The 19,316-nt window shown below is 61.2% G+C and carries 24 protein-coding genes; 11 read left to right on the top strand and 13 right to left on the bottom strand.

From position 1 onward, the window contains the following. Positions 1-2 precede the first annotated feature (2 nt). The 6 genes from tatA to ubiE form a co-directional block, all read right to left on the bottom strand. Entirely contained in the window at positions 3-245 is a 243-nt protein-coding gene (gene tatA, locus BG841_RS03790) for a Sec-independent protein translocase subunit TatA (protein ID WP_070056437.1), read from the bottom strand. 100 nt (positions 246-345) lie between these two features. Further along, positions 346-675 carry a phosphoribosyl-ATP diphosphatase gene (locus BG841_RS03785; RefSeq protein WP_070056436.1) on the bottom strand — a complete coding sequence of 110 codons (330 nt, stop codon included), beginning with the start codon at positions 673-675 and terminating at the stop codon, positions 346-348. Beyond that, positions 668-1,102 carry a phosphoribosyl-AMP cyclohydrolase gene (gene hisI / locus BG841_RS03780; protein WP_070056435.1) on the bottom strand — a complete coding sequence of 145 codons (435 nt, stop codon included), beginning with the start codon at positions 1,100-1,102 and terminating at the stop codon, positions 668-670. The genes BG841_RS03785 and hisI overlap by 8 nt, the downstream gene beginning before the upstream one ends. Before the next feature lie 32 nt (positions 1,103-1,134). Continuing rightward, positions 1,135-2,778 (bottom strand): ubiquinone biosynthesis regulatory protein kinase UbiB, encoded by a 1,644-nt coding sequence (gene ubiB / locus BG841_RS03775; RefSeq protein ID WP_070056434.1) that lies wholly within the window; start codon positions 2,776-2,778, stop codon positions 1,135-1,137. After that, complete coding sequence (locus BG841_RS03770; RefSeq protein ID WP_070056433.1) at positions 2,775-3,413, bottom strand: ubiquinone biosynthesis accessory factor UbiJ; 639 nt, start codon at positions 3,411-3,413, stop codon at positions 2,775-2,777. The genes ubiB and BG841_RS03770 overlap by 4 nt, the downstream gene beginning before the upstream one ends. Next, positions 3,413-4,204, bottom strand: a complete 792-nt coding sequence (ubiE, locus tag BG841_RS03765; RefSeq protein WP_070056432.1) for a bifunctional demethylmenaquinone methyltransferase/2-methoxy-6-polyprenyl-1,4-benzoquinol methylase UbiE — start codon at positions 4,202-4,204, stop codon at positions 3,413-3,415. The genes BG841_RS03770 and ubiE overlap by 1 nt, the downstream gene beginning before the upstream one ends. A gap of 124 nt (positions 4,205-4,328) precedes the next feature. On the opposite strand from ubiE, the gene BG841_RS03760 reads away from it, so the two are divergent. Further along, a complete protein-coding gene (locus tag BG841_RS03760; RefSeq protein ID WP_070056431.1) occupies positions 4,329-4,607 on the top strand; it encodes a polyhydroxyalkanoic acid system family protein in 279 nt (92 codons plus the stop codon). A gap of 17 nt (positions 4,608-4,624) precedes the next feature. Here the strand turns inward: BG841_RS03760 and BG841_RS03755 are convergent, their stop codons facing one another. Together BG841_RS03755 and BG841_RS03750 are read right to left on the bottom strand one after the other, a co-directional pair. Next, positions 4,625-5,374, bottom strand: a complete 750-nt coding sequence (locus BG841_RS03755) for an FFLEELY motif protein (RefSeq protein ID WP_070056430.1) — start codon at positions 5,372-5,374, stop codon at positions 4,625-4,627. Positions 5,375-5,388: 14 nt separating this feature from the next. After that, positions 5,389-6,333, bottom strand: coding sequence for an alpha/beta hydrolase (locus BG841_RS03750; protein WP_070056429.1), 945 nt, complete (start codon positions 6,331-6,333; stop codon positions 5,389-5,391). 258 nt (positions 6,334-6,591) lie between these two features. Here BG841_RS03750 and BG841_RS03745 point away from each other — a divergent pair, with 258 nt between their 5' ends. From BG841_RS03745 to msrB, 5 genes are all read left to right on the top strand, one after another. Continuing rightward, on the top strand, positions 6,592-8,112 hold the full coding sequence (locus BG841_RS03745; protein ID WP_070056428.1) for an aldehyde dehydrogenase family protein: 1,521 nt from the start codon (positions 6,592-6,594) through the stop codon (positions 8,110-8,112). A 179-nt stretch (positions 8,113-8,291) separates the two neighbouring features. Further along, positions 8,292-8,576, top strand: coding sequence for a hypothetical protein (locus BG841_RS03740; protein ID WP_070056427.1), 285 nt, complete (start codon positions 8,292-8,294; stop codon positions 8,574-8,576). Between the two features lie 28 nt (positions 8,577-8,604). Further along, a complete protein-coding gene (locus tag BG841_RS03735; protein ID WP_070056426.1) occupies positions 8,605-9,987 on the top strand; it encodes a class II fumarate hydratase in 1,383 nt (460 codons plus the stop codon). 62 nt (positions 9,988-10,049) lie between these two features. After that, positions 10,050-10,709: a peptide-methionine (S)-S-oxide reductase MsrA gene (gene msrA / locus BG841_RS03730; RefSeq protein WP_070056425.1), complete on the top strand. Its 660-nt coding sequence runs from the start codon at positions 10,050-10,052 to the stop codon at positions 10,707-10,709. 1 nt (position 10,710) lies between these two features. After that, positions 10,711-11,145 carry a peptide-methionine (R)-S-oxide reductase MsrB gene (gene msrB / locus BG841_RS03725; protein WP_070056424.1) on the top strand — a complete coding sequence of 145 codons (435 nt, stop codon included), beginning with the start codon at positions 10,711-10,713 and terminating at the stop codon, positions 11,143-11,145. Positions 11,146-11,160: 15 nt separating this feature from the next. Here msrB and BG841_RS03720 read toward each other — a convergent pair whose 3' ends face one another. Beyond that, a complete protein-coding gene (locus tag BG841_RS03720; protein ID WP_070056423.1) occupies positions 11,161-12,138 on the bottom strand; it encodes a calcium/sodium antiporter in 978 nt (325 codons plus the stop codon). Between the two features lie 189 nt (positions 12,139-12,327). Here BG841_RS03720 and BG841_RS03715 point away from each other — a divergent pair, with 189 nt between their 5' ends. Then, the gene (locus BG841_RS03715; RefSeq protein WP_070056422.1) at positions 12,328-13,179 is read left to right on the top strand and encodes a crotonase/enoyl-CoA hydratase family protein; all 852 of its coding nucleotides are present in this window, start codon (positions 12,328-12,330) and stop codon (positions 13,177-13,179) included. Here BG841_RS03715 and BG841_RS17525 read toward each other — a convergent pair. The 4 genes from BG841_RS17525 to BG841_RS03700 are packed head-to-tail and all read right to left on the bottom strand — an operon-like array spanning position 13,169 to position 15,576. Next, positions 13,169-13,642: a hypothetical protein gene (locus BG841_RS17525; RefSeq protein WP_265733881.1), complete on the bottom strand. Its 474-nt coding sequence runs from the start codon at positions 13,640-13,642 to the stop codon at positions 13,169-13,171. The genes BG841_RS03715 and BG841_RS17525 overlap by 11 nt on opposite strands. Further along, the gene (locus BG841_RS17520; RefSeq protein ID WP_265733880.1) at positions 13,555-14,121 is read right to left on the bottom strand and encodes a biotin-dependent carboxyltransferase family protein; all 567 of its coding nucleotides are present in this window, start codon (positions 14,119-14,121) and stop codon (positions 13,555-13,557) included. The genes BG841_RS17525 and BG841_RS17520 overlap by 88 nt, the downstream gene beginning before the upstream one ends. Further along, entirely contained in the window at positions 14,114-14,839 is a 726-nt protein-coding gene (gene pxpB / locus BG841_RS03705; protein ID WP_070056421.1) for a 5-oxoprolinase subunit PxpB, read from the bottom strand. The genes BG841_RS17520 and pxpB overlap by 8 nt, the downstream gene beginning before the upstream one ends. Further along, positions 14,839-15,576, bottom strand: coding sequence for a 5-oxoprolinase subunit PxpA (locus BG841_RS03700; RefSeq protein ID WP_070056420.1), 738 nt, complete (start codon positions 15,574-15,576; stop codon positions 14,839-14,841). The genes pxpB and BG841_RS03700 overlap by 1 nt, the downstream gene beginning before the upstream one ends. Before the next feature lie 347 nt (positions 15,577-15,923). On the opposite strand from BG841_RS03700, the gene BG841_RS03695 reads away from it, so the two are divergent. Genes BG841_RS03695 through BG841_RS03680 form a run of 4 tightly spaced genes read left to right on the top strand, consistent with a single transcriptional unit; the run spans position 15,924 to position 19,313 of the window. Then, complete coding sequence (locus BG841_RS03695) at positions 15,924-16,859, top strand: TRAP transporter substrate-binding protein (protein ID WP_228141587.1); 936 nt, start codon at positions 15,924-15,926, stop codon at positions 16,857-16,859. Positions 16,860-16,896: 37 nt separating this feature from the next. Further along, positions 16,897-17,436, top strand: a complete 540-nt coding sequence (locus BG841_RS03690; protein ID WP_070056418.1) for a TRAP transporter small permease — start codon at positions 16,897-16,899, stop codon at positions 17,434-17,436. A 3-nt stretch (positions 17,437-17,439) separates the two neighbouring features. Beyond that, the gene (locus BG841_RS03685; RefSeq protein WP_070056417.1) at positions 17,440-18,744 is read left to right on the top strand and encodes a TRAP transporter large permease; all 1,305 of its coding nucleotides are present in this window, start codon (positions 17,440-17,442) and stop codon (positions 18,742-18,744) included. Positions 18,745-18,761: 17 nt separating this feature from the next. Beyond that, the gene (locus BG841_RS03680) at positions 18,762-19,313 is read left to right on the top strand and encodes a winged helix DNA-binding protein (protein ID WP_070056416.1); all 552 of its coding nucleotides are present in this window, start codon (positions 18,762-18,764) and stop codon (positions 19,311-19,313) included. The last annotated feature ends 3 nt before the right edge of the window (positions 19,314-19,316 follow it).

The raw sequence follows: 19,316 nt of genomic DNA, 5'->3' as shown, positions 1-19,316 counted from the left end.
ACTCAGCTGTGGGTTTTGTCGTGCGTTTTTTCTTCTGACCGCGCCTGGTAGACCGGCTTGTCGGAGGTCTGCTCTTCAAGGGACGACTTGGAGCTGTCTTCCGGCTGGTCATCCTCACTCATGGATTTTTTAAAACCACGGATGGCACCGCCCAGATCGGTACCGATGTTTCTCAGTTTCTTGGTTCCGAACAGCAGGATTACTATGCCGAGTACAATTAAAAGTTGCCAGATGCTGATGCCCATGTCGGGTCCTCGTTGCTGTAGTGTGCGAAAACGGTCATACCTTGCGTTATTGTACGCCACTATCGGGGCCGGCAGGTATACCTTGTGGGGGAAGCCCCGGTCATTTGCGCCGGGAGGCTTTTTCTTCCAGCCCGGACAGGTCGAAGCGCCGGGCCAGTTCGGTCAGGATATCCTCCGGCCCCAGGCCCAGCCGCGACAGCATGACCAGGCTGTGGAACCAGAGGTCGGCAGTTTCACCGATCAGTTCCCGATTGTCGCCACTGTGTTCGGCGTCTTTGGCGGCCAGCAGGGTTTCGGTGCACTCCTCACCCAGCTTTTCCAGTATCTTGTTCAACCCCCGGGCGTGCAGGCTGGCGACGTAGGAGCGCTCCGGGTCGGCGGACTTTCGTGCCTCGAGCACCCGGGCAAGACGGGTCAGTACATCACTCATGTTGATCTCCGTTAAGGGGGCCATAGATACGGGCAGGGTCTTTGAGTACCGGCTCGACGGTGCGCCAGGTACCGTCCTCCAGTTTGCGGTAAAAGCAACTCTGCCGGCCGGTGTGGCAGGCAATGCCGCCGTGCTGCACCACTTTTAACAGAATCACGTCGTTGTCGCAGTCCAGCCGGATTTCACGGATCTCCTGCTGGTGCCCGGAGGATTCGCCTTTACGCCAGAGTTTGCCCCGGGAACGTGACCAGTAGACCGCCTGGCCTTCCGCCGCGGTCAGCGCCAGGGATTCCCGGTTCATCCACGCCATCATTAAGATGTCGCCGCTGACGGCATCCTGGGCAATAGCGGGGACCAGACCATCGGCGGTCCAGCGGATGCTGTCGAGCCAGTCGGTGGGGTTAGCAGTAGAATCTGATTCGTGCATGGGTATGGGGTCCAAAAAAGCCGATTAGCCGATCAACGCCGGGTTCGCAGCACCAGCCATGCGGCGCCGGCAAACAGGGCCCAGCCGTGGGCAGGCACGGTGCCGGCCAGGGCGGTCAGATCGTGGTCAATGCTGAACCAGCCCAGCGCCGCCAGGGCGGCTGCGATCAGGAGCATGCGCCAGCGCCGGCCCTGTTTGGCCTGCGCAGCCAGTAACAGGTTCAGTGTATCCTGATTTGTCGCCGGTGTGGGGCCGGAATTGCGGATCTGCAGCAACGCATCGTGCACCAATTGGGGCATGTCGGGGGACTGTTCCAGCCAGGCGGGCAAGTGTGTCTGCAGCGATTTGAACAGCCCCGTCGGCCCGATGCGTTTGCGCATCCAGGTCTCCAGATAGGGCTGCGCGGTACTCCACAGGTCCAGATCCGGGTACAGCTGGCGCCCCAGGCCCTCGACGTTCAACAGGGTTTTTTGCAGCAGTACCAGCTGGGGCTGGACTTCCATGTTGAAGCGCCGCGCGGTCTGGAACAGGCGCAGCAGAAAATAACCGAACGAAATGTCTTTCAGGGGTTTCTCGAAAATGGGCTCACACACCGTGCGTATGGCGGCCTCAAACTCGTTCACCCGGGTGTCCGGTGGCACCCAGCCGGACTGGATATGCAATTGCGCGACCAGTCGGTAATCCCGACGGAAAAACGCCAGCAGGTTGCGGGCCAGATAGCTCTGATCGTCCGGCGCCAGGGTGCCGACAATGCCAAAATCGATCGCGATGTACTTAGGGTCCTGAGGGTTACTGGCATCGACAAAAATATTACCCGGATGCATATCGGCATGAAAAAAACTGTCGCGGAAGACCTGGGTAAAAAACACCTCCACCCCTTTTTCTGCCAGCACCCGGAAGTTGACGCCGGCTTTTTTCAGCGCCTCCGTATCCGCCACCGGAATGCCGTGAATGCGTTCCATCACCAGCACCGACTGCCGGGTCAGGTGCCAGTCAATGGCGGGGATGTAAATCAGGTTAGAGTCGCTGAAGTTTCGCCGCAGTTGACTGGCGTTTGCCGCTTCCCGCTGTAAGTCCAGCTCGTCGCAAATGGTGGTTTCGTAATCTTTGACCACGGCCACCGGGTGCAGGCGCCGGCCCTCTGACCAGTACTTCTCCAGCGCATGGGCCATCAGGTACATGAGCGACAGATCCTGTCTGATGGTGCGCTGGATGCCGGGGCGGATCACCTTCACCACCACCTGTCGGCCGTCGTGCATGGTGGCCGCGTGCACTTGCGCCACCGAGGCGGAGGCCATGGGGGTGCGGTCAAACTCCGCAAAACACTCGGCGACGGAAGCGCCCAGCGACGCCTCGATGATGGCCGTGGCCTGTTCGCCGGGGAAGGGCGGTACCCGGTCCTGCAAATGCCGCAGGGCTTCTGCCATGTCATCCGGCAGCAGATCGCGGCGGGTGGACAATATCTGGCCGAATTTCACAAACACCGGGCCCAGCTCTTCCAGGGCCCGACGCAGACGGTCGCCACGGCTCAGCTTGGGGTGCGGGAACAGGTGCCAGGGCGCCAGAATAAACAACAGCTTCAGTGGTGCCGGTAATTCCGCCAGAGGCAAGAAAGTATCCAGACGATAGCGGCAAAATACCCAGGAAATACGAAGCAGGCGTTGCAAACGGGTCACGATGGCTCCGAATCAGAATTAAGGTGGCTGACCAGCTGGTCAAGTCGGGCGGACAGACGTTCGGTGTGCAGGTTGAGCTCGTCGATATCGGCAAAGGTCGCGGCCAGTTCCCGCTGACCGGGCAGACTGCGGGTTTCTTCGTGCAGGTATTCGGTCACATTGGCCTGCAGGGAGGCGTTGGCGTTGCGGCTCCAGTTGACCGCATGGCGAATGCGCCGGCCCAGAAAGTGGGCGGGCAGGTCGCCGATGCGGTGCGCCAGCGCGGCCTCCCAGTCCGGAGCCAGCTGGTCGAGCGCCCGTTGAAACTGATGGGCCAGGGCGGTATCGCCCTCGACGGCGAGCCGCTGGTCCGCAAACACCTGCGAATCGCCGAGCGCCAGCGCGGCAAAGGCCAGCGGTGGCCCGCTGATCTCCAGCGCCGGCTGTTCGGCGGGCTGACTGCCTACGACCAGGCGGTCGGCGGATTTTTGCAGGGTAAGGGTCATGGCGACCGGCACGGTGATCCGGAATTGCAGGGTGCCCGACACCGCCGTCAGTAAACCCTGACGGCCGGCCGGGTCCAACGCCAGGGCGCTGTTAAGGGCGCTCTCCAGGATTCCGGTGAGCGCCGCCTGCAGGGTCGGACCCGGTAGCATCAGGGCTTGACCCCCACGTGCAGCGCGACAATACCGCCGGTCATGTTGTGGTATTTGCAGTGCACCATTCCGGCGGCTTCCATCATGCTTTTCAGGGTTTCCTGGTCGGGATGCATGCGGATGGATTCGGCCAGGTATTTGTAACTGGCCGAATCACCGGCGATGAGCTGACCCATCATTGGCAGTGCGGTGAACGAATAGGTGTCGTAAATTTTACTGAGCAGCGGGTTCGCCGGTTTGGAGAACTCCAGCACCATCAGTTTGCCGCCGGGTTTGAGCACCCGCATCATGTCCCGCAGGGCCTGGTCTTTGTCGGTCACGTTGCGCAGACCGAAAGCGATGCTGACGGTATTAAAGTGGTTGTCCGGGAACGGCAGGTGTTCGGCGTCGGCCTGCACAAATTCGATGTTGCCGGCGTATCCGCGATCAAGCAGGCGGCTGCGTCCCACCTGCAACATGGACGCGTTGATGTCGGCCAGCACCACCTGGCCCGAAGGGCCGACCAGATTTGCAAACTTCATGGTCAGATCGCCGGTGCCACCGGCAATATCCAGCACCCGGTGGCCCGCCCGGACGCCGCTCAATTCAATGGTGAAACGCTTCCAGAGGCGGTGGATGCCCATCGACATCAGGTCGTTCATCAGATCGTATTTGCCGGCAACGGAATGGAACACTTCCGCAACGTGTCCCGCTTTCTGGTCTTTCGCAACGTGGCGAAAACCAAAGTGGGTGGTGTCATCCTGGGGCGGATTGACGCTGTTCCGTTCCGGTGACGTCTGTTCGTGGCTCATGAATGTGTCCTGTCAGAATCTGAACCACGTATTCTAACGGTTAAGGGGGTAGCTACAAGTTTATTGCCCGCTTAAACTGTCCACAGCTTTTGTTCACCCGATTATTCACTGAGACCCGCCGCATATGTCTGTGATTGAAGTACACCGTGCCCACCGCCTGGACCATGCCCACGCCCGCGAAGCCGCGGAAAGCATTGCCCGGGATCTGTCCCGTCAATTTGATGTGGATTACCGCTGGGAGGGTGATGTCATGCGCTTCAAGCGCACCGGAGTCAAGGGTCAGCTGAACATCACCGCCGATGATATTCACGTACATCTGGAGCTGGGCATGTTGCTGCGCCCTTTCAAGGCAAGGATCGAGCAGGAAATTCACCACCAGCTGGACCAGGTGGTGCAGGACTGAGCAGCCGTGCGGCGGGGCTATTGCTCGGGGGGGATCTGGAACGGATCAGGGTGGCCACTGGTGATCTGCTCCAGAATCCGTTGCTCCCGTGACGTCAGCCGCATGATCAGCTGGTCCACCTCGGCCATCCCACGAAAGGCCAGATACCCCCGCTGCAGGAACGCATGCAACTCCCCCAGGTCCGCCCGTTGCGCCGGCTTGCGCGTGACCGACAGCATCCAGCCCAGGGTCCGGTTGCGCACGTAGCGATCAAGCTGCTGCCCGGATGTCATCACCAGAGCCAGTTGATGCCGGCGTGCGGGCATGTCCCCCATGGCGTTAAACGCGGTGCAGTACTGGTGGGGGGACAACGAGGATAACTGGTAGCCGAGCTCCGCTAAAGTGACCGAGAGTCTGAGATCCAGTTGCTGGGTCAGCAGATTCAACTCCACCAGCCGCGCCAGGGTGCCCAGCAGCGGGTCCGGCAGCCATTTCACCAACTTGGGAAACACCCGGTCAATGTGGTCATCACGAGCGGACATGCCGGTGGGCGCGTACAGATCGCTGAGCAGGAAATCCAGCCCTGCGTGATACTGCGGATCCCGGTACAGATCGGCGTGGGTATGTGTCAGCCGATGCCGTTGCCAGCGTGTCAGGGCGTCCAGCGCCCGGGCCTGCGGATGGTCCCGTTTGCGGGCGCGGAACTGGTGATAGGCCAGCAGCTGCTGCTGCAGGTCCCGGGCATTGTCGGTGTGGGTCGGCGTGGCAACAAGACGCGCGCGATACATGGCAACAGCAAGCCTCAGCTGAAACGGGGAGGGCTGGAGTTTACCGGAGACGGGGGCGAGTGTGCGAGGGCTGGAATCCACTCCTGGCTGTCCAGGGTGATGAAGTGACTGGTTGCCCCGGTTTCGACGATGCGCAGGCCGGGGGTGTGCCGGCGGGCACTGGCAAGCATGGCGGTGCGATCCAGAATCCGGTCCACTTGCGGGACCAGCACGGTGCCGCGGCGGATGTGCCGGTATACCGAGGAATCGGTGTGCTGCATCCACTGTAAAATGTCTTCGATGTTACGGACAATGGTGAGCGGGTCTTTGGTGGCCGAGAACAGCTTGGCGAGTAATTGCTTTTTGCGCGGGTTCATCTTGCCAAAAAAGGTCGGCCCGAAGGCGTGCGCCGGCGCGTGATTGATCAGGCGGATCAACCAGGGCCACATCCCATGGCTGAGCGGGTCGAGCAATGTGGTCACCAGCGGGTGCAGTTTGCCTTGCGGCAGCACCGGCGCCTCCAGTACCACGTCCACGGTGCGGTAGAGATCCGGCTGTTGACTGATGGCCTCAAGAATGACCGCGCCTCCCCGGGAGTGGCCGTGCACGCGCACCCGGTCGGTGCTTGGCAGGTGGCGCAGCGCCTGATTGAGGATATTGGCGTCGTGGGCGATGGTGCCGGGCAAATGATCGATGGCGCATTCCCAGTCGGGCGACACCGGGGTCACACCATCCACCGGGATGTGATAATTACTGCACGTCAGTAACGTCAGCTCGGTGGTCGGTGCTTCGTAGGTACGGGTGAAGTAACAATGATTGGCGAGAAACCCGTGTACGCCAATGACCGTATGGGCGGCAGCGCCACTGTGGTTACGCACGGAGACCGCGCCCCGGCCGACGCGATAAACCCGCCCCGAAAACATTTCCGAGTAAGCGCTGTTGATCGGCTGAGTCAGTTTGCGAATGTGGCTCGCTTTCATGGCAGTACGCTCACCGCGAGGGCAGTCCCCCAGACCGTAACTTGAGTATAGGCCGCTGACGTTACCAGCATCCAGACTTTTGTAAACCTGAGTACCGGCGTCTGTGAACGGGGGCAAGCCAGCCCCCCCTTCCCCAAGGCCAGACATGAAATTTACCGATCGGGCCGGCGAAACACCCGGCACCCGGCGGACCGGTATTTGTGGTCTATACTCTCTCACGCAAGACAGGCATAACTACAACAATAAGAGGGCGCTACCATGATTTACGCACAACCCGGGACAGACGGCTCCGTCGTATCATTCAAGTCCCGTTACGGTAACTACATCGGCGGCGAGTGGCTCGCTCCGGTCAACGGTCAGTATTTTGACAACACCACCCCGATCACCGGTGAGCTGATTTGTGAAATCCCGCGTTCCACTGCGGAGGACATCGAGGTCGCGCTGGACGCAGCGCACAAGGCAGCTCCCGGGTGGGGGAAAACCCCGGCGGCCGAGCGTGCCAATATCCTGTTGAAAATAGCGGATCGCATCGAAGCCAACCTTGAAACACTGGCCGTGGCCGAATCCTGGGATAACGGCAAGGCGGTGCGGGAAACCCTGAACGCCGATATCCCGCTGGCAGCGGACCACTTTCGCTACTTCGCCGGCTGCATCCGCGCCCAGGAAGGGCACATGGGTGAAATCGACAGCCACACGGTGGCGTATCATTTTCACGAGCCTTTGGGGGTGGTGGGCCAGATCATTCCCTGGAACTTCCCGATCCTGATGGCCGCATGGAAGCTGGCGCCCTGTCTGGCGGCGGGTAACTGCACCGTGCTGAAACCGGCGGAGCAAACCCCGGCGAGCATTCTGGTGCTGATGGAACTCATCGGCGATCTGCTGCCGCCGGGGGTGGTCAATATAGTCAACGGTTACGGCAGCGAAGCCGGGCAAGCCCTGGCCACCAGCAAACGCATCGCCAAAATCGCGTTCACCGGTTCCACCCCGGTGGGCTCGCACATCCTCAAGTGTGCCGCCGAAAACATCATCCCCTCCACCGTCGAGCTCGGCGGCAAGTCCCCCAATATCTATTTCTCCGACATCATGCAGGCGGAACCCGAGTTCATCGACAAGTGTGTGGAAGGGCTGGTGCTGGGGTTCTTTAACCAGGGTGAAGTGTGCACCTGCCCGTCGCGCGCCTTGATTCAGGAGGACATGTACGATGAGTTCATGGCCAAGGTGATCGAGCGCACCCAGAAGATCAAGCGGGGTAACCCGCTGGATACCGATGTGCAGGTGGGCGCGCAGGCCAGTAAAGAACAGTTCGACAAGATCATGTCCTACCTGGACATCGGTAAGCAGGAAGGCGCCCAGGTGCTGACCGGGGGGAGCCGGGAAGAACTGGAGGGAGAGTTCAACAGCGGCTTTTATGTGCAACCGACCCTCTTCAAGGGGGACAACTCCATGCAGGTGTTCCAGGAGGAAATCTTCGGGCCGGTGATTGCGGTCACCACGTTCAGGACGGAAGAGGAAGCCCTGGCCATTGCCAACGACACCGAGTTCGGGCTCGGCGCCGGAGTGTGGACCCGGGACACCAACCGGGCTTACCGCATGGGCCGTGGCATTGAGGCCGGGCGGGTGTGGATGAACTGTTACCACGCCTACCCGGCGCACGCGGCCTTCGGCGGCTACAAAAAATCGGGCATCGGTCGTGAAACCCACAAAATGGCGCTCGGTCATTACCAGCGCACCAAAAACATGTTGGTGAGTTACGACATCAACCCGCTCGGTTTCTTCTGAGGCCCTCGCAGGGGCTGGCGCCACCGCCGGCCCCTGCCAACATCATGGCGCCCGGCGCTGGGACCGCAATTCAGGACTACACTTACACCCATCGGTCTCTGTAGCGGTCCGCTCGTCGGGTTCGAGGAGGATGCAGTCCGGGCAGTTTCACCCGCTTGCAAGGCCAACAGGAGAGCACCATGGCAAATTCTGACAACGCACGCACCAATCACGAAGTCACCGTCTGTCTGGCCGGAGGGGCTGTGCTGGGGCCATTTAACGCAACCTGGGCCCCGGACGACGGCGGCGACGTGCGTGAACTGGTGCGCGACTATGAGGCCTTTCTCCAGGGCGAGGCGCAGCAGCGCTGCAAGTTTTTTCTGCACGACGCCTTCACCAACACGGTGCATACCCTGATACTCAATTTTGAGCAGGTGACGGCCATTTGTGATCATGTCCGATTGCGCCGGGCCGCTGGCGAGTAAGGCACACACAGCACCGAAGGAGGCTGTTATGACCAATACCAGAATTGAAAGCGATAGTCTGGGCGACGTAGAAGTGCCGGCAGAGGCACTGTGGGGGGCGCAAACCCAGCGTGCGGTGGATAACTTTCCGGTCAGCCACCAGCCCATGCCGCCGGCTTTTATTGCCGCGGTGGTGCGGGTGAAACGAGCCGCTGCGGAGGCCAACGCAAGTCTGGGAGGGCTGGAGCTGGCGACCCGTGACGCCATTGTGGATGCTTGTGACGAAGTGCTCGACGGCCAGTATCAGGATCAGTTCCCGGTCGACCGCTATCAAACCGGGTCCGGCACCAGTACCAACATGAACGTCAACGAAGTACTGGCCACGTTGGCCCGTCGCGCCGGCGTACCGGTTCACCCCAACGATCACGTCAATATGAGTCAGAGTTCCAACGACGTGATTCCGACAGCCATGCACGTCAGTGTGGTGGCCCTTGCCAGCGAGACACTGTTGCCGGCCTTGTCCCACCTGCGCGGGGTGATCTACGAGCGGGAAGCCCTGTTTGCCGACCAGGTCAAAACCGGGCGCACCCACCTGATGGACGCCATGCCGATCACCCTGGGGCAGGAGATGCGCACCTGGCGCCGTCAGCTCAAGGCGGCCGAACAACGCATCCAGCACGCGGTGGACGAGCTGCTGGCGTTGCCACAAGGCGGCACTGCCGTGGGCACTGGCATCAATGCGTTGCCTGAGTTCCCGGGACAGTTCATCAAGTTTCTGAACGCCGACACCGGCTACACCTACCGGTCGCTGGAACACAAGTTTGTGGGCATGAGCGCGGTGGATGCGCCCGTCGCCATGTCGGCCCAACTGCGCGGTGTTGCTATAGTGCTGACCAAGATCGCCAACGACCTGCGTTGGATGAACAGTGGACCGGGTCATGGTCTGGGAGAAATCAGTTTGCCCGCGTTGCAGCCGGGCAGTAGCATCATGCCGGGTAAAGTGAACCCGGTGGTGCCGGAAGCCGTGGCCATGGTGGCGGCGCAAGTCATGGGCCTGGACAGTGCCAATGCGGTTGCGGGTCAGTCCGGTAATTTCCAGCTTAATGTAATGTTGCCGCTGGTGGCTGCCAATCTGCTCGACATGATTCAGCTCCTCGGTAACGCGACCACCATGTTGGCGGAAAAGACCATCCGCGGGTTCACCGTGAACGCCGAAGCGTTAAACGCGGCGGTCGGGCGGAATCCGGTGCTGGTGACCGCCCTCAACCCGGAAATCGGCTATGCGCTGGCGGCCGAGATTGCCAAAGAAGCCTACCGCACCGGGCGCCCGGTCATTGATGTGGCCGAAGAGCGTTGTGACTTGTCGCGGGATCGGTTGGAGCAGTTGCTGGATCCGCTGCGGCTGACTCGCGGAGGGGTGGTATCTGACTGAGCAGATGAACTATCCCGGAAGTTGCAGGCCATAGTATTAATGTATTGAGCAGTGAGGCTGTTATGACGACTACCTGTACGATTCCGGGGCTGAGTGTCCCCAAAAGCCGCTTTCCCGCGCCGGACGATCTCGGCTCGCTGACCGTGCAAGAGGGTGAGCAGCGGCTGGTGCTGGCGGGCGGGTGCTTCTGGTGTGTGGAAGCGGTCTTCATGGCCGTGGACGGTGTTAACCGGGTGGTATCCGGCTACACTGGTGGCACCGCGGACACCGCGAATTACGAAGCGGTGTGCACCGGCACCACCGGGCATGCCGAAGCCGTAGAGCTTTATTACGAGCCGACCCGGGTGGGCTTGGGAGAGCTGCTGAAAGTGTTTTTCTCGGTCGCCCACGACCCTACGCAACTGAACCGGCAGGGCAACGACCGCGGTACCCAGTACCGGTCGGCGGTGTTTTATGAAACCCCCGAACAGCAGCGGGTGCTGACGGCGTATATTCGCCAGCTTGACGCCGCCGGCGTTTACGGTGAGCCGATTGTGACCACGGTCGAGCCGCTGCAGGCGTTTTATCCGGCCGAGGAACACCACCAGAATTTTGCCGCCCGCAACCCCGCCCAACCGTACATCAGGGCGGTGGCTGCACCGAAAGTGGCCAAGTTACGCAGCGTCTACGCGGACAAGATCAAACCCGCGCTGCGTGCTGAGCAACCCGAACAAGGAGCCTGAAATGACCCAGTCCAAGGCGGGGTATGATCTGCACCCCCTTGATACCGAAGAAATTGAACGGCTGGCGGAGAACCTGACCGAAGCCGAGCGCACCGTATTGCTGGATCGTGGTACCGAACGACCGTTTTGCGGAACCTTGCTGGACAACAAACAGGCGGGTGTGTATTACTGCCGGCTGTGTGATTTACCCCTGTTCAGTTCCGACACGAAGTTTGATTCGGGAACCGGCTGGCCGAGTTTTTTCCAGCCCTATGATCCTGACCATATCCGCTATCTGGAAGACAGCACCATGGGGATGTCCCGTATCGAAGTGCGCTGCCCGCGCTGCGACAGCCATCTCGGGCATGTGTTCCCTGACGGCCCCCCACCAACCGGGCAACGTTATTGTCTGAACTCCATAGCCCTGGTGTTCCGCAGCAACGAAGAACGCGCCTGAGCGTACCGGGGGGGGTTAACGCACCACCGTGGATACCAGGTAACTGGTGTAGGCCACATAAGTAATCACCAGAATGCCCCCCTCGACCCGGTTGATTGACCGCAGCCTGCCTTTCAGGCCCAGACACATGACCAGCAGGGCGGCGGTCAGTGCAGTCATCAGCATCCAGTCACGGTAGAGCACTTCGGGGTCAACCGTGAGCGGATGAATGCTGGCCGCCAGGCCGACTACCGCAAGGGTGTTGAATATACCCGAGCCAAGAATGTTGCCCAGGATCAGATCGTGCTCGTTCTTTTTTACGGCGGCGATGGCTGCCGCCAGTTCCGGCAGCGAGGTGCCGATGGCGACAATGGTCAGGCCGATGATCAGGTCACTGATGCCGAAACTCTGGGCGATGGACACCGCCCCCCACACCAGCAGGCGGGAGCTTGCGACCAACAGCACCAAACCGATCAACAGCCAGCCGAGCGCCGCTTTCAGCGACATGGGGTGGGCCGCCAGCGCCGTCTCTGCTTCGGTGGACAAACTGTCCCCCTTACCCCGGTAGCCCTGTACGATCGACCAGCCCATGACCGCTGCGAACACCCCCAGCAAGACCCAGCCGTCGGTGCGGGAAAGCTCGCCGTCGAGCAACTGGTAGCCGGCAATGGCCGCCAGCAGCAGCAACAGGGGCAACTCTTTGCGCACCACCTGGGAGTGCACGGCGATGGGGCTGATCAGGGCGACCAGACCTACAATCAATGCGATGTTGGTGATGTTGGATCCATAGGCATTACCCAGCGCCAGCCCCGGGTTGCCCTCAAGAGCCGCAATGGCCGACACCGCCAGTTCGGGGGCGGAGGTGCCGAAGCCGATGATGACCATGCCGATCAGCAACGAGGGCATGCCCAGATGTCTGGCGGTCGCGGCAGCGCCGTCTACAAAACGATCTGCGCTCCAGACCAGTAGCGTGAGTCCTGCAATGATTGCAGCGAATGCCGGTACCAATGTCATCAACTAAGCCTCTGGTGGTTGAGAATGCCCGCCAAGATACATCAGATTGGGGGGGCGGGTCAGCCTTGTGCTAGGGTTCGGGGGGGATAAAAGTCGCCGATGTTAAAAAAAATCCAACAAACGCTGCGCCACGTCCGCGAGCCTCCAACGGGGACCGGTGTGGAGACAGTAATTTCAGGAGAGATGCACATGCCCCTGGCCAGCTATCAAAGCTTTTCCGTCGCGGTCGAAAACCGTGTGGCCCACCTTCGCTTTGACCGTCCCGAAAGCCTGAACACCATGACCCAGGCATTCTGGCGGGAGCTCCCCCACTGCGTTCGGGATATTGAGGCCAATACGGACGCGCGGGTGATGGTGATATCGTCCACGGGCAAGCATTTTTCTGCGGGCATGGACCTGGGGGTGTTCACCAACCCCGCATCGGTGCCCATGGCGGGGGAACCCGGGCGCATGGCAGAGAACCTGCGGCGAGTGGTTCTGCAGTTGCAGGCAACGCTGAGTTCACTGGAGGAGGTGCGCCTGCCGGTGCTCGCGGCCATTCAGGGGGGCTGCATTGGTGGTGCGCTCGATCTGGTGTGTGCCGCCGACAGCCGCTATTGCAGTGCGGACGCCTACTTCACCATCAAAGAAACCGAACTGGGTATGACGGCGGATGTGGGCACCCTGCAGCGCATGCCGAAGCTCATGCCGGAAGGGATAGTGCGGGAGCTGGCGTACACCGGACGTCAATTGAGTGCACAGGAAGCCCAAGCCCTCGGGTTCGTTAATCAGGTCTACGAGACCCCGGAGGCACTGCTGGACGGGGTGATGGCCATCGCCGCGCAAATTGCGGCCAATTCGCCGCTGGCGGTCAGCGGGTGCAAGGAAATGCTCAATTACAGTCGCGACCACAGCGTGGCCGACAGTCTGAAATACATGGCCACCTGGCAGGCAGGTATGTTCCGGCCCACCGATATGATGAACACCTTGCAGGCGAAAGCCCGCCAGGAACAGGCCGAATACGACGATCTGTTTCCGGTGCGGGATTTGTTCAGCGAGTGAAAAATTGTAAAAACGCCCGTTCCCTGAGTTGCGCGTCGTGCAGGGAGATCGCCCTGAAGCGCAGCTCCGTGCCCGGCGGGCGCTGGGCCAGCGCGTCCAGGCTGCGGGGCGTGACGGCGCCCAGTTTGGGATAACCACCGATGGTTTGCCGGTCGTTCAGCAAAATAATGGGCTGGCCATCGGTGGTAACCTGAATGGCTCCCAGACTGATGCCCTCCGAGATCAGACGTTCCCCCATGACCGTCAACGCCGGCCCGTCCAGCCGTGCACCCATGCGATCGGTTTGGGCGCTCAACCGATACGGCTGGTCGAAAAAACGCGCCAGCGACGTCGCCGGAAAGCGGTCTGCCTGGGCGCCCACCACCACATCCAGAGTTAGCGGTTGACGGTAGTCCGGAATCCAGTGTTCGGGAACCCGGCGGGGGGCGGGTTGGACATGGCTTCCGAGGGGGGGGAACCACAAGGCAGTTCGTCCCCGTCGCGGACCGGTTGGCCGTTGTCGTGGAGGCCGCCGGTGCCTTCCCTTACCAGGGTTGCGCAACTGCCACCCAGCCCCTGGGTGACGGCAAAGCCGCCGCTCACGGCCAGGTAGCTGCGCAGCCCGGATTTGGGGGTGCCCAACTGCAGCCGGTCTCCGGGGTACAGCTGGAGGGTCCGCCACAGAGGGTGCGGGTTGCCGTTGATGGTGCAGGGTACGGCGGCCCCGGTCACTGCAATGCGGGTGGTGGTCCGGCTTTCCAGTTCCAGACTGCCAAAGGTCACTTCCAGTGTGGGCGTGTGGTAGGCATTGCCCAACAGCCGGTTGGCCCACGCCCAGGCGTGGCGATCCATGGCGCCGCCGCTGGCCAGCCCTTGATGCATCACCCGGGTGCGGCCGGCGTCCTGCAGCAGGGTCAAGAATCCCGCCTTGATCACTTTCAAACCGCGGGATCGTTCAGTCATCGCAGCCTCCTGACTGCCAGGGCAGGTCGTCCACACGGCCACCCAGAGCCCGGTATTCGGCTGCATCAATGGCGCGGAATCTGACCTGCTGGCCGGCATTGAGAAAGCTGGCAGGGGTGCGTTGCGGATCAAACAGGGTCAGTGGTGTCCGGCCGATCAGGTTCCAGCCTCCCGGCGACATCATCGGATACAGGGCCGTCTGGGTGTCGGCAATGCCGAGAGTGCCCGCGGGCACTTTCGCTCGCGGCGTTGCCAGGCGGGGGGTCGCCAGCTGTGCGGGTACCTCGCCCAGATAGGCAAAGCCCGGTGCAAACCCGATGGCAAACACATGATAGGGCTGACTGCAGTGCAGCTCGATAACCTGTGGTACGGTCAGCCCCGCCTGGCGGGCGATGCGCGGCAAATCGGGGCCCACCCGGAGATCGTACCATACAGGCACCTCAATCAGGTCTGCGGCAGACCGCGGCGCGGGCTCCGCGGGCAAGCGGTTCAGCGTGGCCGCCACATCGGCCATCAGGCTGGCCAGGTCGTCCTGTAACAGGTCGTAGCGCAGCAACAGGGTGGTGTAGGAGGGCACAGCGTCGAGCAACCGGTCCGTCAGGGAGCCTTGCAGGGCCTCGGCCGCTTGCTGGATGCGTTCCACCAGCGCCAGGTCGATGCGCTCGCCAAAATGCAGGGTGACCGTGTCCACCCCGGTGACGTCGTAGCGCCAGTGCATTACACCAACTCCTCCAGGGCCGCGCGAATTGCTTTCACCGCCTGAACGGAGCCCGGGTTATCGCCGTGCACGCACAGAGTGTCGACTTCCAGTTGCAGGGGCTGGCCGCACAGCGACTGAATGGGTTGACCGGCGGCAAAGGCCTTCGCCTGCTGCACTATGGCACCGGCGTCCTCATACACCGCCCCGGGGGTGTTGCGGGAGACGATGAACCCCGTGCGGTCGTAGGCCCGATCGGCAAACGCTTCCAGCAACACGGGGACGCCGTGCTGCGCGCACTGCTGCCGCAGGTTGTCGTTATTGGCGGTGGACATGGCCATCAACGCCAGCGGCAGCGGCGACCGCTCGAGCGCGGTCAATATGGCGGACAATACCGCCGGGTCGCGCATCATGTCGTTGTAAAGCGCACCGTGGGGCTTCACGTACGCCAGGGTGCCACCCTCCGCGGCGGCGATGTGTTGCAGTGCACCCACCTGGTAGAGCACCAGTGCTTCGATTTCCTCCGGCCGGCAGGCCATCGAACGGCGGCCAAACCCTTGCAGGTCAGGGTAGGCGGGGTGGGCCCCCAGCGTCACGCCGTGCGCCAGGGCCAGACGCACCGTGTTCTGCATCACCACCGGATCGCCGGCGTGGAAGCCGCAGGCGATGTTGGCCTGATCAATCAGTGGCATCACCTCGGCATCCAGCCCCATGGTCCAGGCTCCGAAGCTTTCGCCAATATCGCAATTCAGTCGCATTTGTCGTCCTGCCGTTGTGTGTGCCTGCCCACTGATTGCGTGGGGGCTGCCGGTTTGCTGGTCAAGGAATGATGTGGCTGGCTCACAATTTATCGATAATTTATCTCCATTACAAAGTAAATTTACCTATATTATTTGTACAAAAAGTTTGACAGGGGAAACCCGGGCCGCTAATTTCCACCCCGAGATTCCTTAACTACAGTATAGGCAACGGAAGATTTCAGAATAATAAGCAGCGGTGGGCCGGCAGGCGCACCCGACAACAAGCCAGACTGGAGAGAATAGCCATGTTATTTCACACAAAAAGACCGCGACACTCCCTGCTTTCCTGCGCCGCGGCAGCGGTCATGTCATTGGCTGTGGCGACGGCACAGGCCGCAGACTGGGACATGCCGACCCCATACGGCGACAGCAATTTCCACACCGTTAACATCAAGCAGTTTGCCGACGAAGTGCGTGAGGCAACCGCCGGCGAGGTGAATATCACCGTGCACAGCAGCGGCTCGCTGATCAAGCACCCGGAAATCAAAAACTCGGTGCGTCGCGGGCTGGTGCCGATTGGTGAGTTGATCATGTCACGTCTGGCGAACGAAGATGCGCTGTTTGAAGTGGACTCGGTGCCCTTTCTGGCGAGTAACTACGACGAAGCCTGGGATTTATGGCAGGCGTCCAAGGAGCTGCTGGCCGAGCGCCTGGAGCGTCAGCGGCTGAAGTTGCTGTTCGCGGTGCCCTGGCCACCTCAGGGAATTTACACCCGCTTTGCGGTAGAAACCGGTGCGGAACTGCAAGGTGTAAAAATGCGCGCGTACAACAAGTCGAGCGAGCGCCTCGCGGATCTGTTCGGCGCGATTCCGACCCAGGTTGAAGTGCCCGATATCCCGACCGCGTTTGGTACCGGCCGGGTGGATGCCATGATCACCTCGCCGTCTACCGGGGCCAATACCCGCGCCTGGGATTATCTCAGCCACTTCAATCACGCCCAGTTGTGGCTGCCCAAGAACATGGTGATTGTGAACACCCGTGCGTTTGACCGCTTGTCGGACGAGGCCCGGGCGGCCATCGAAACTGCGGCGGCCGAAGCTGAAAAGCGGGGCTGGGCGGCCAGTCAGGAAGAAACCGCCGCTAAAATTGCCATCATGCGCGACAATGGCATCGAGGTGTCCGAGCCCTCCGAGGCTTTGCTGGAGCGGCTCAAGGAAGTGGGCAATACCATGACGGCGGAATGGCTGGAGCGCGCCGGAGCCGATGGCGAAGCGCTGCTCAAAGCCTACCGTGCCGAGTAACAGGCAGTTGCAATCCCCCCAATGAGCAGGAGTGGCCATGCGTAACGCGCTGGATAAGTTATATCGGTTGGGGGGCGCGTTATCCGCAGTGCACCTGACTGTCATTATGATACTGGTGGTGCTGCAAGTGCTCGGGCGGGTGCTGGACAAGCTGTTGCTGTGGACCGGTTTCAGCCCCTTGGGGCTGAACATTCCGGGGCTGGCGGAACTGGCGGCGTTTCTGCTGCTGGGCGCCACCTTTTTCGGGTTGGCGTACACCTTCTGGCAGGGTGGGCACATTCGTGTGACCTTGCTGATCCAGCGCCTGCCAGCCCCCATGCAGCGTTGGCTGGATAGTGCCATGCTGCTGGTCGCCATGGCCATTACCGGGTTTGCCCTCTGGTTCAGTGTCTGGCTGACCTGGGACAGCTACGATTTTGGTGACCTGTCGATCGGCATGGTGCCGGTGCCCTTGTGGATCCCCCAACTGGGGATGTCCCTCGGCCTGCTGTGGCTGTTGGTGGCGTTGACCGACGCGCTGTTTTCTCTGCTGAGTGGCCGCATCACTCAGCTCGACACCGAAACCCCGCAGGAGTAACCCATGGAAATGATCTGGATGAGTGCCGCGTTGTTGCTGGTGCTGCTGGTCTTTTTGGGGGCAGGCCTGTGGGTGGCGTTCTCACTGACCGCAATCGGCTGTGTTGCTCTGTATTTTCTCAGCGAGATCCCGGTGGGCGACAGTCTGGCAACCGCATTCTACAGTGCCAGCGTGTCCTGGGAACTGGTGGCCCTGCCCATGTTTATCTGGATGGGGGAGGTGCTGTTCCGGTCGCGCTTGTCGGAAGAAATGTTCCGCGGTATCGCCCCCTGGGTGGGCCGGATTCCGGGGCGGCTGTTGCACACCAATATTGTGGGTTGTGGCATCTTCGCCGCCATCTCCGGCTCGTCGGCGGCCACTGCGGCCACCATCGGGAAAATGTCGATTCCCGAGTTGACCCGTCGCGGGTACAACAAAAACCAGATCCTGGGGACTCTGGCCGGCTCGGCCACGCTGGGGCTGCTGATACCGCCGTCCATCATCCTGATTGTGTATGGCGTCGCCACTGAGCAATCCATCGCCCGGCTGTTTGTGGCCGGCATCCTTCCGGGGATCATGCTGATGGCGTTGTTTGCCGGTTACGTGATGATCTGGTCGCTGCTGCACACGGACGGCGCGCCCCGGGGTGAAGCCGAAAGTCTGTCGTTTACGGCCAAGGTCAAACGCAGCAAACCCCTGATCCCGGTATTCTTGCTGATCGTCGGCGTGATCGGTTCCATCTACGCTGGGCTGGCGTCGCCCACCGAATCGGCCGCCGTGGGTGTGGCCCTCGCGCACCTGTTGTCGTGGCGTTCAGGTTCCCTGGGCTGGGCGACTTTCCGCGCCGCATTGATGGGTACCGTGAAAACGTCCACCATGATCGCGTTTATACTGGTCGGCGCCAGCTTTCTCACCAGCGCCATGGGCTTCACCGGCATCCCCCGGGAACTGGCCGCCTGGATCAACACCCTGGGACTGTCTCCGTACATGCTGTTGCTGGCGCTGACCCTGTTTTTTATACTGCTGGGCTGCTTTCTCGATGGCATTTCGGTGGTGGTGCTGACCACGTCCATCATTCTGCCCATGGTCCAGGCCGCCGGGATCGACCCGCTGTGGTTCGGGATCTATCTGGTGATTGTGGTGGAGATGAGCCAGATCACGCCGCCGGTAGGGTTTAACCTGTTTGTGATCCAGGGCCTGACCGGGGAGAACATCCTGCGAATTGCCTGGGCCGCGTTACCCTACTTCCTGTTGATTCTGCTGGCGGTGGTGTTGATTACCCTGTTCCCTCAAATTGTCACGGTGTTGCCCAATCAGATGGGCCGCTAGTGCACACGGAGCTTTGCATGACCAAAAAGGTGTCTGAACACAGCGGCGCAGAGGCGCCGAAGCGCAAGGTGGGCCCGATCGTGTCGTCGGCGCATCTGGCCTCGGGACGCTCGACGGAACTGTCCGAACTGGAGTTTGGGTTGATTGTCGCCGGCAATGCTTTCAATCGCTGGATGGTCCGCTGTGCCGGTGCCGCCGGCATGCCGGACATGAGTTTTCTGGATGTGTTGGTGCTGCACAGCACCAACCACCGCAGTCGCGCCAAAAAGTCAGCGGATATCTGTCTGGTGCTGAACATCGAAGACAGCCACACCGTCACCTATTCGTTAAAAAAACTGATCAAGCAAGGGCTGGTACAGTCGGAAAAACGCGGCAAGGAAACCTTCTATTCCATCACCGACAAAGGTGCTGAGCATTGCCGCAACTACAGCGAGGTGCGTGAGAACTGTCTGGTAGACTCGCTGAAAACCCTGGGGTTTGCCAGCGGTGAACTGGGCGATATTGCTGCCCTGTTGCGCAGCATATCCGGTTTGTACGACCAGGCGGCGCGGTCGGCCGCCTCGCTCTGACCA

The sequence above is a fragment of the Marinobacter sp. X15-166B genome, assembly GCF_001752365.1.
GTDB lineage: Bacteria > Pseudomonadota > Gammaproteobacteria > Pseudomonadales > Oleiphilaceae > Marinobacter.
Note: the sequence above shows the minus strand (reverse complement) of the source record. Positions and strands in the feature narration are given on the sequence as shown.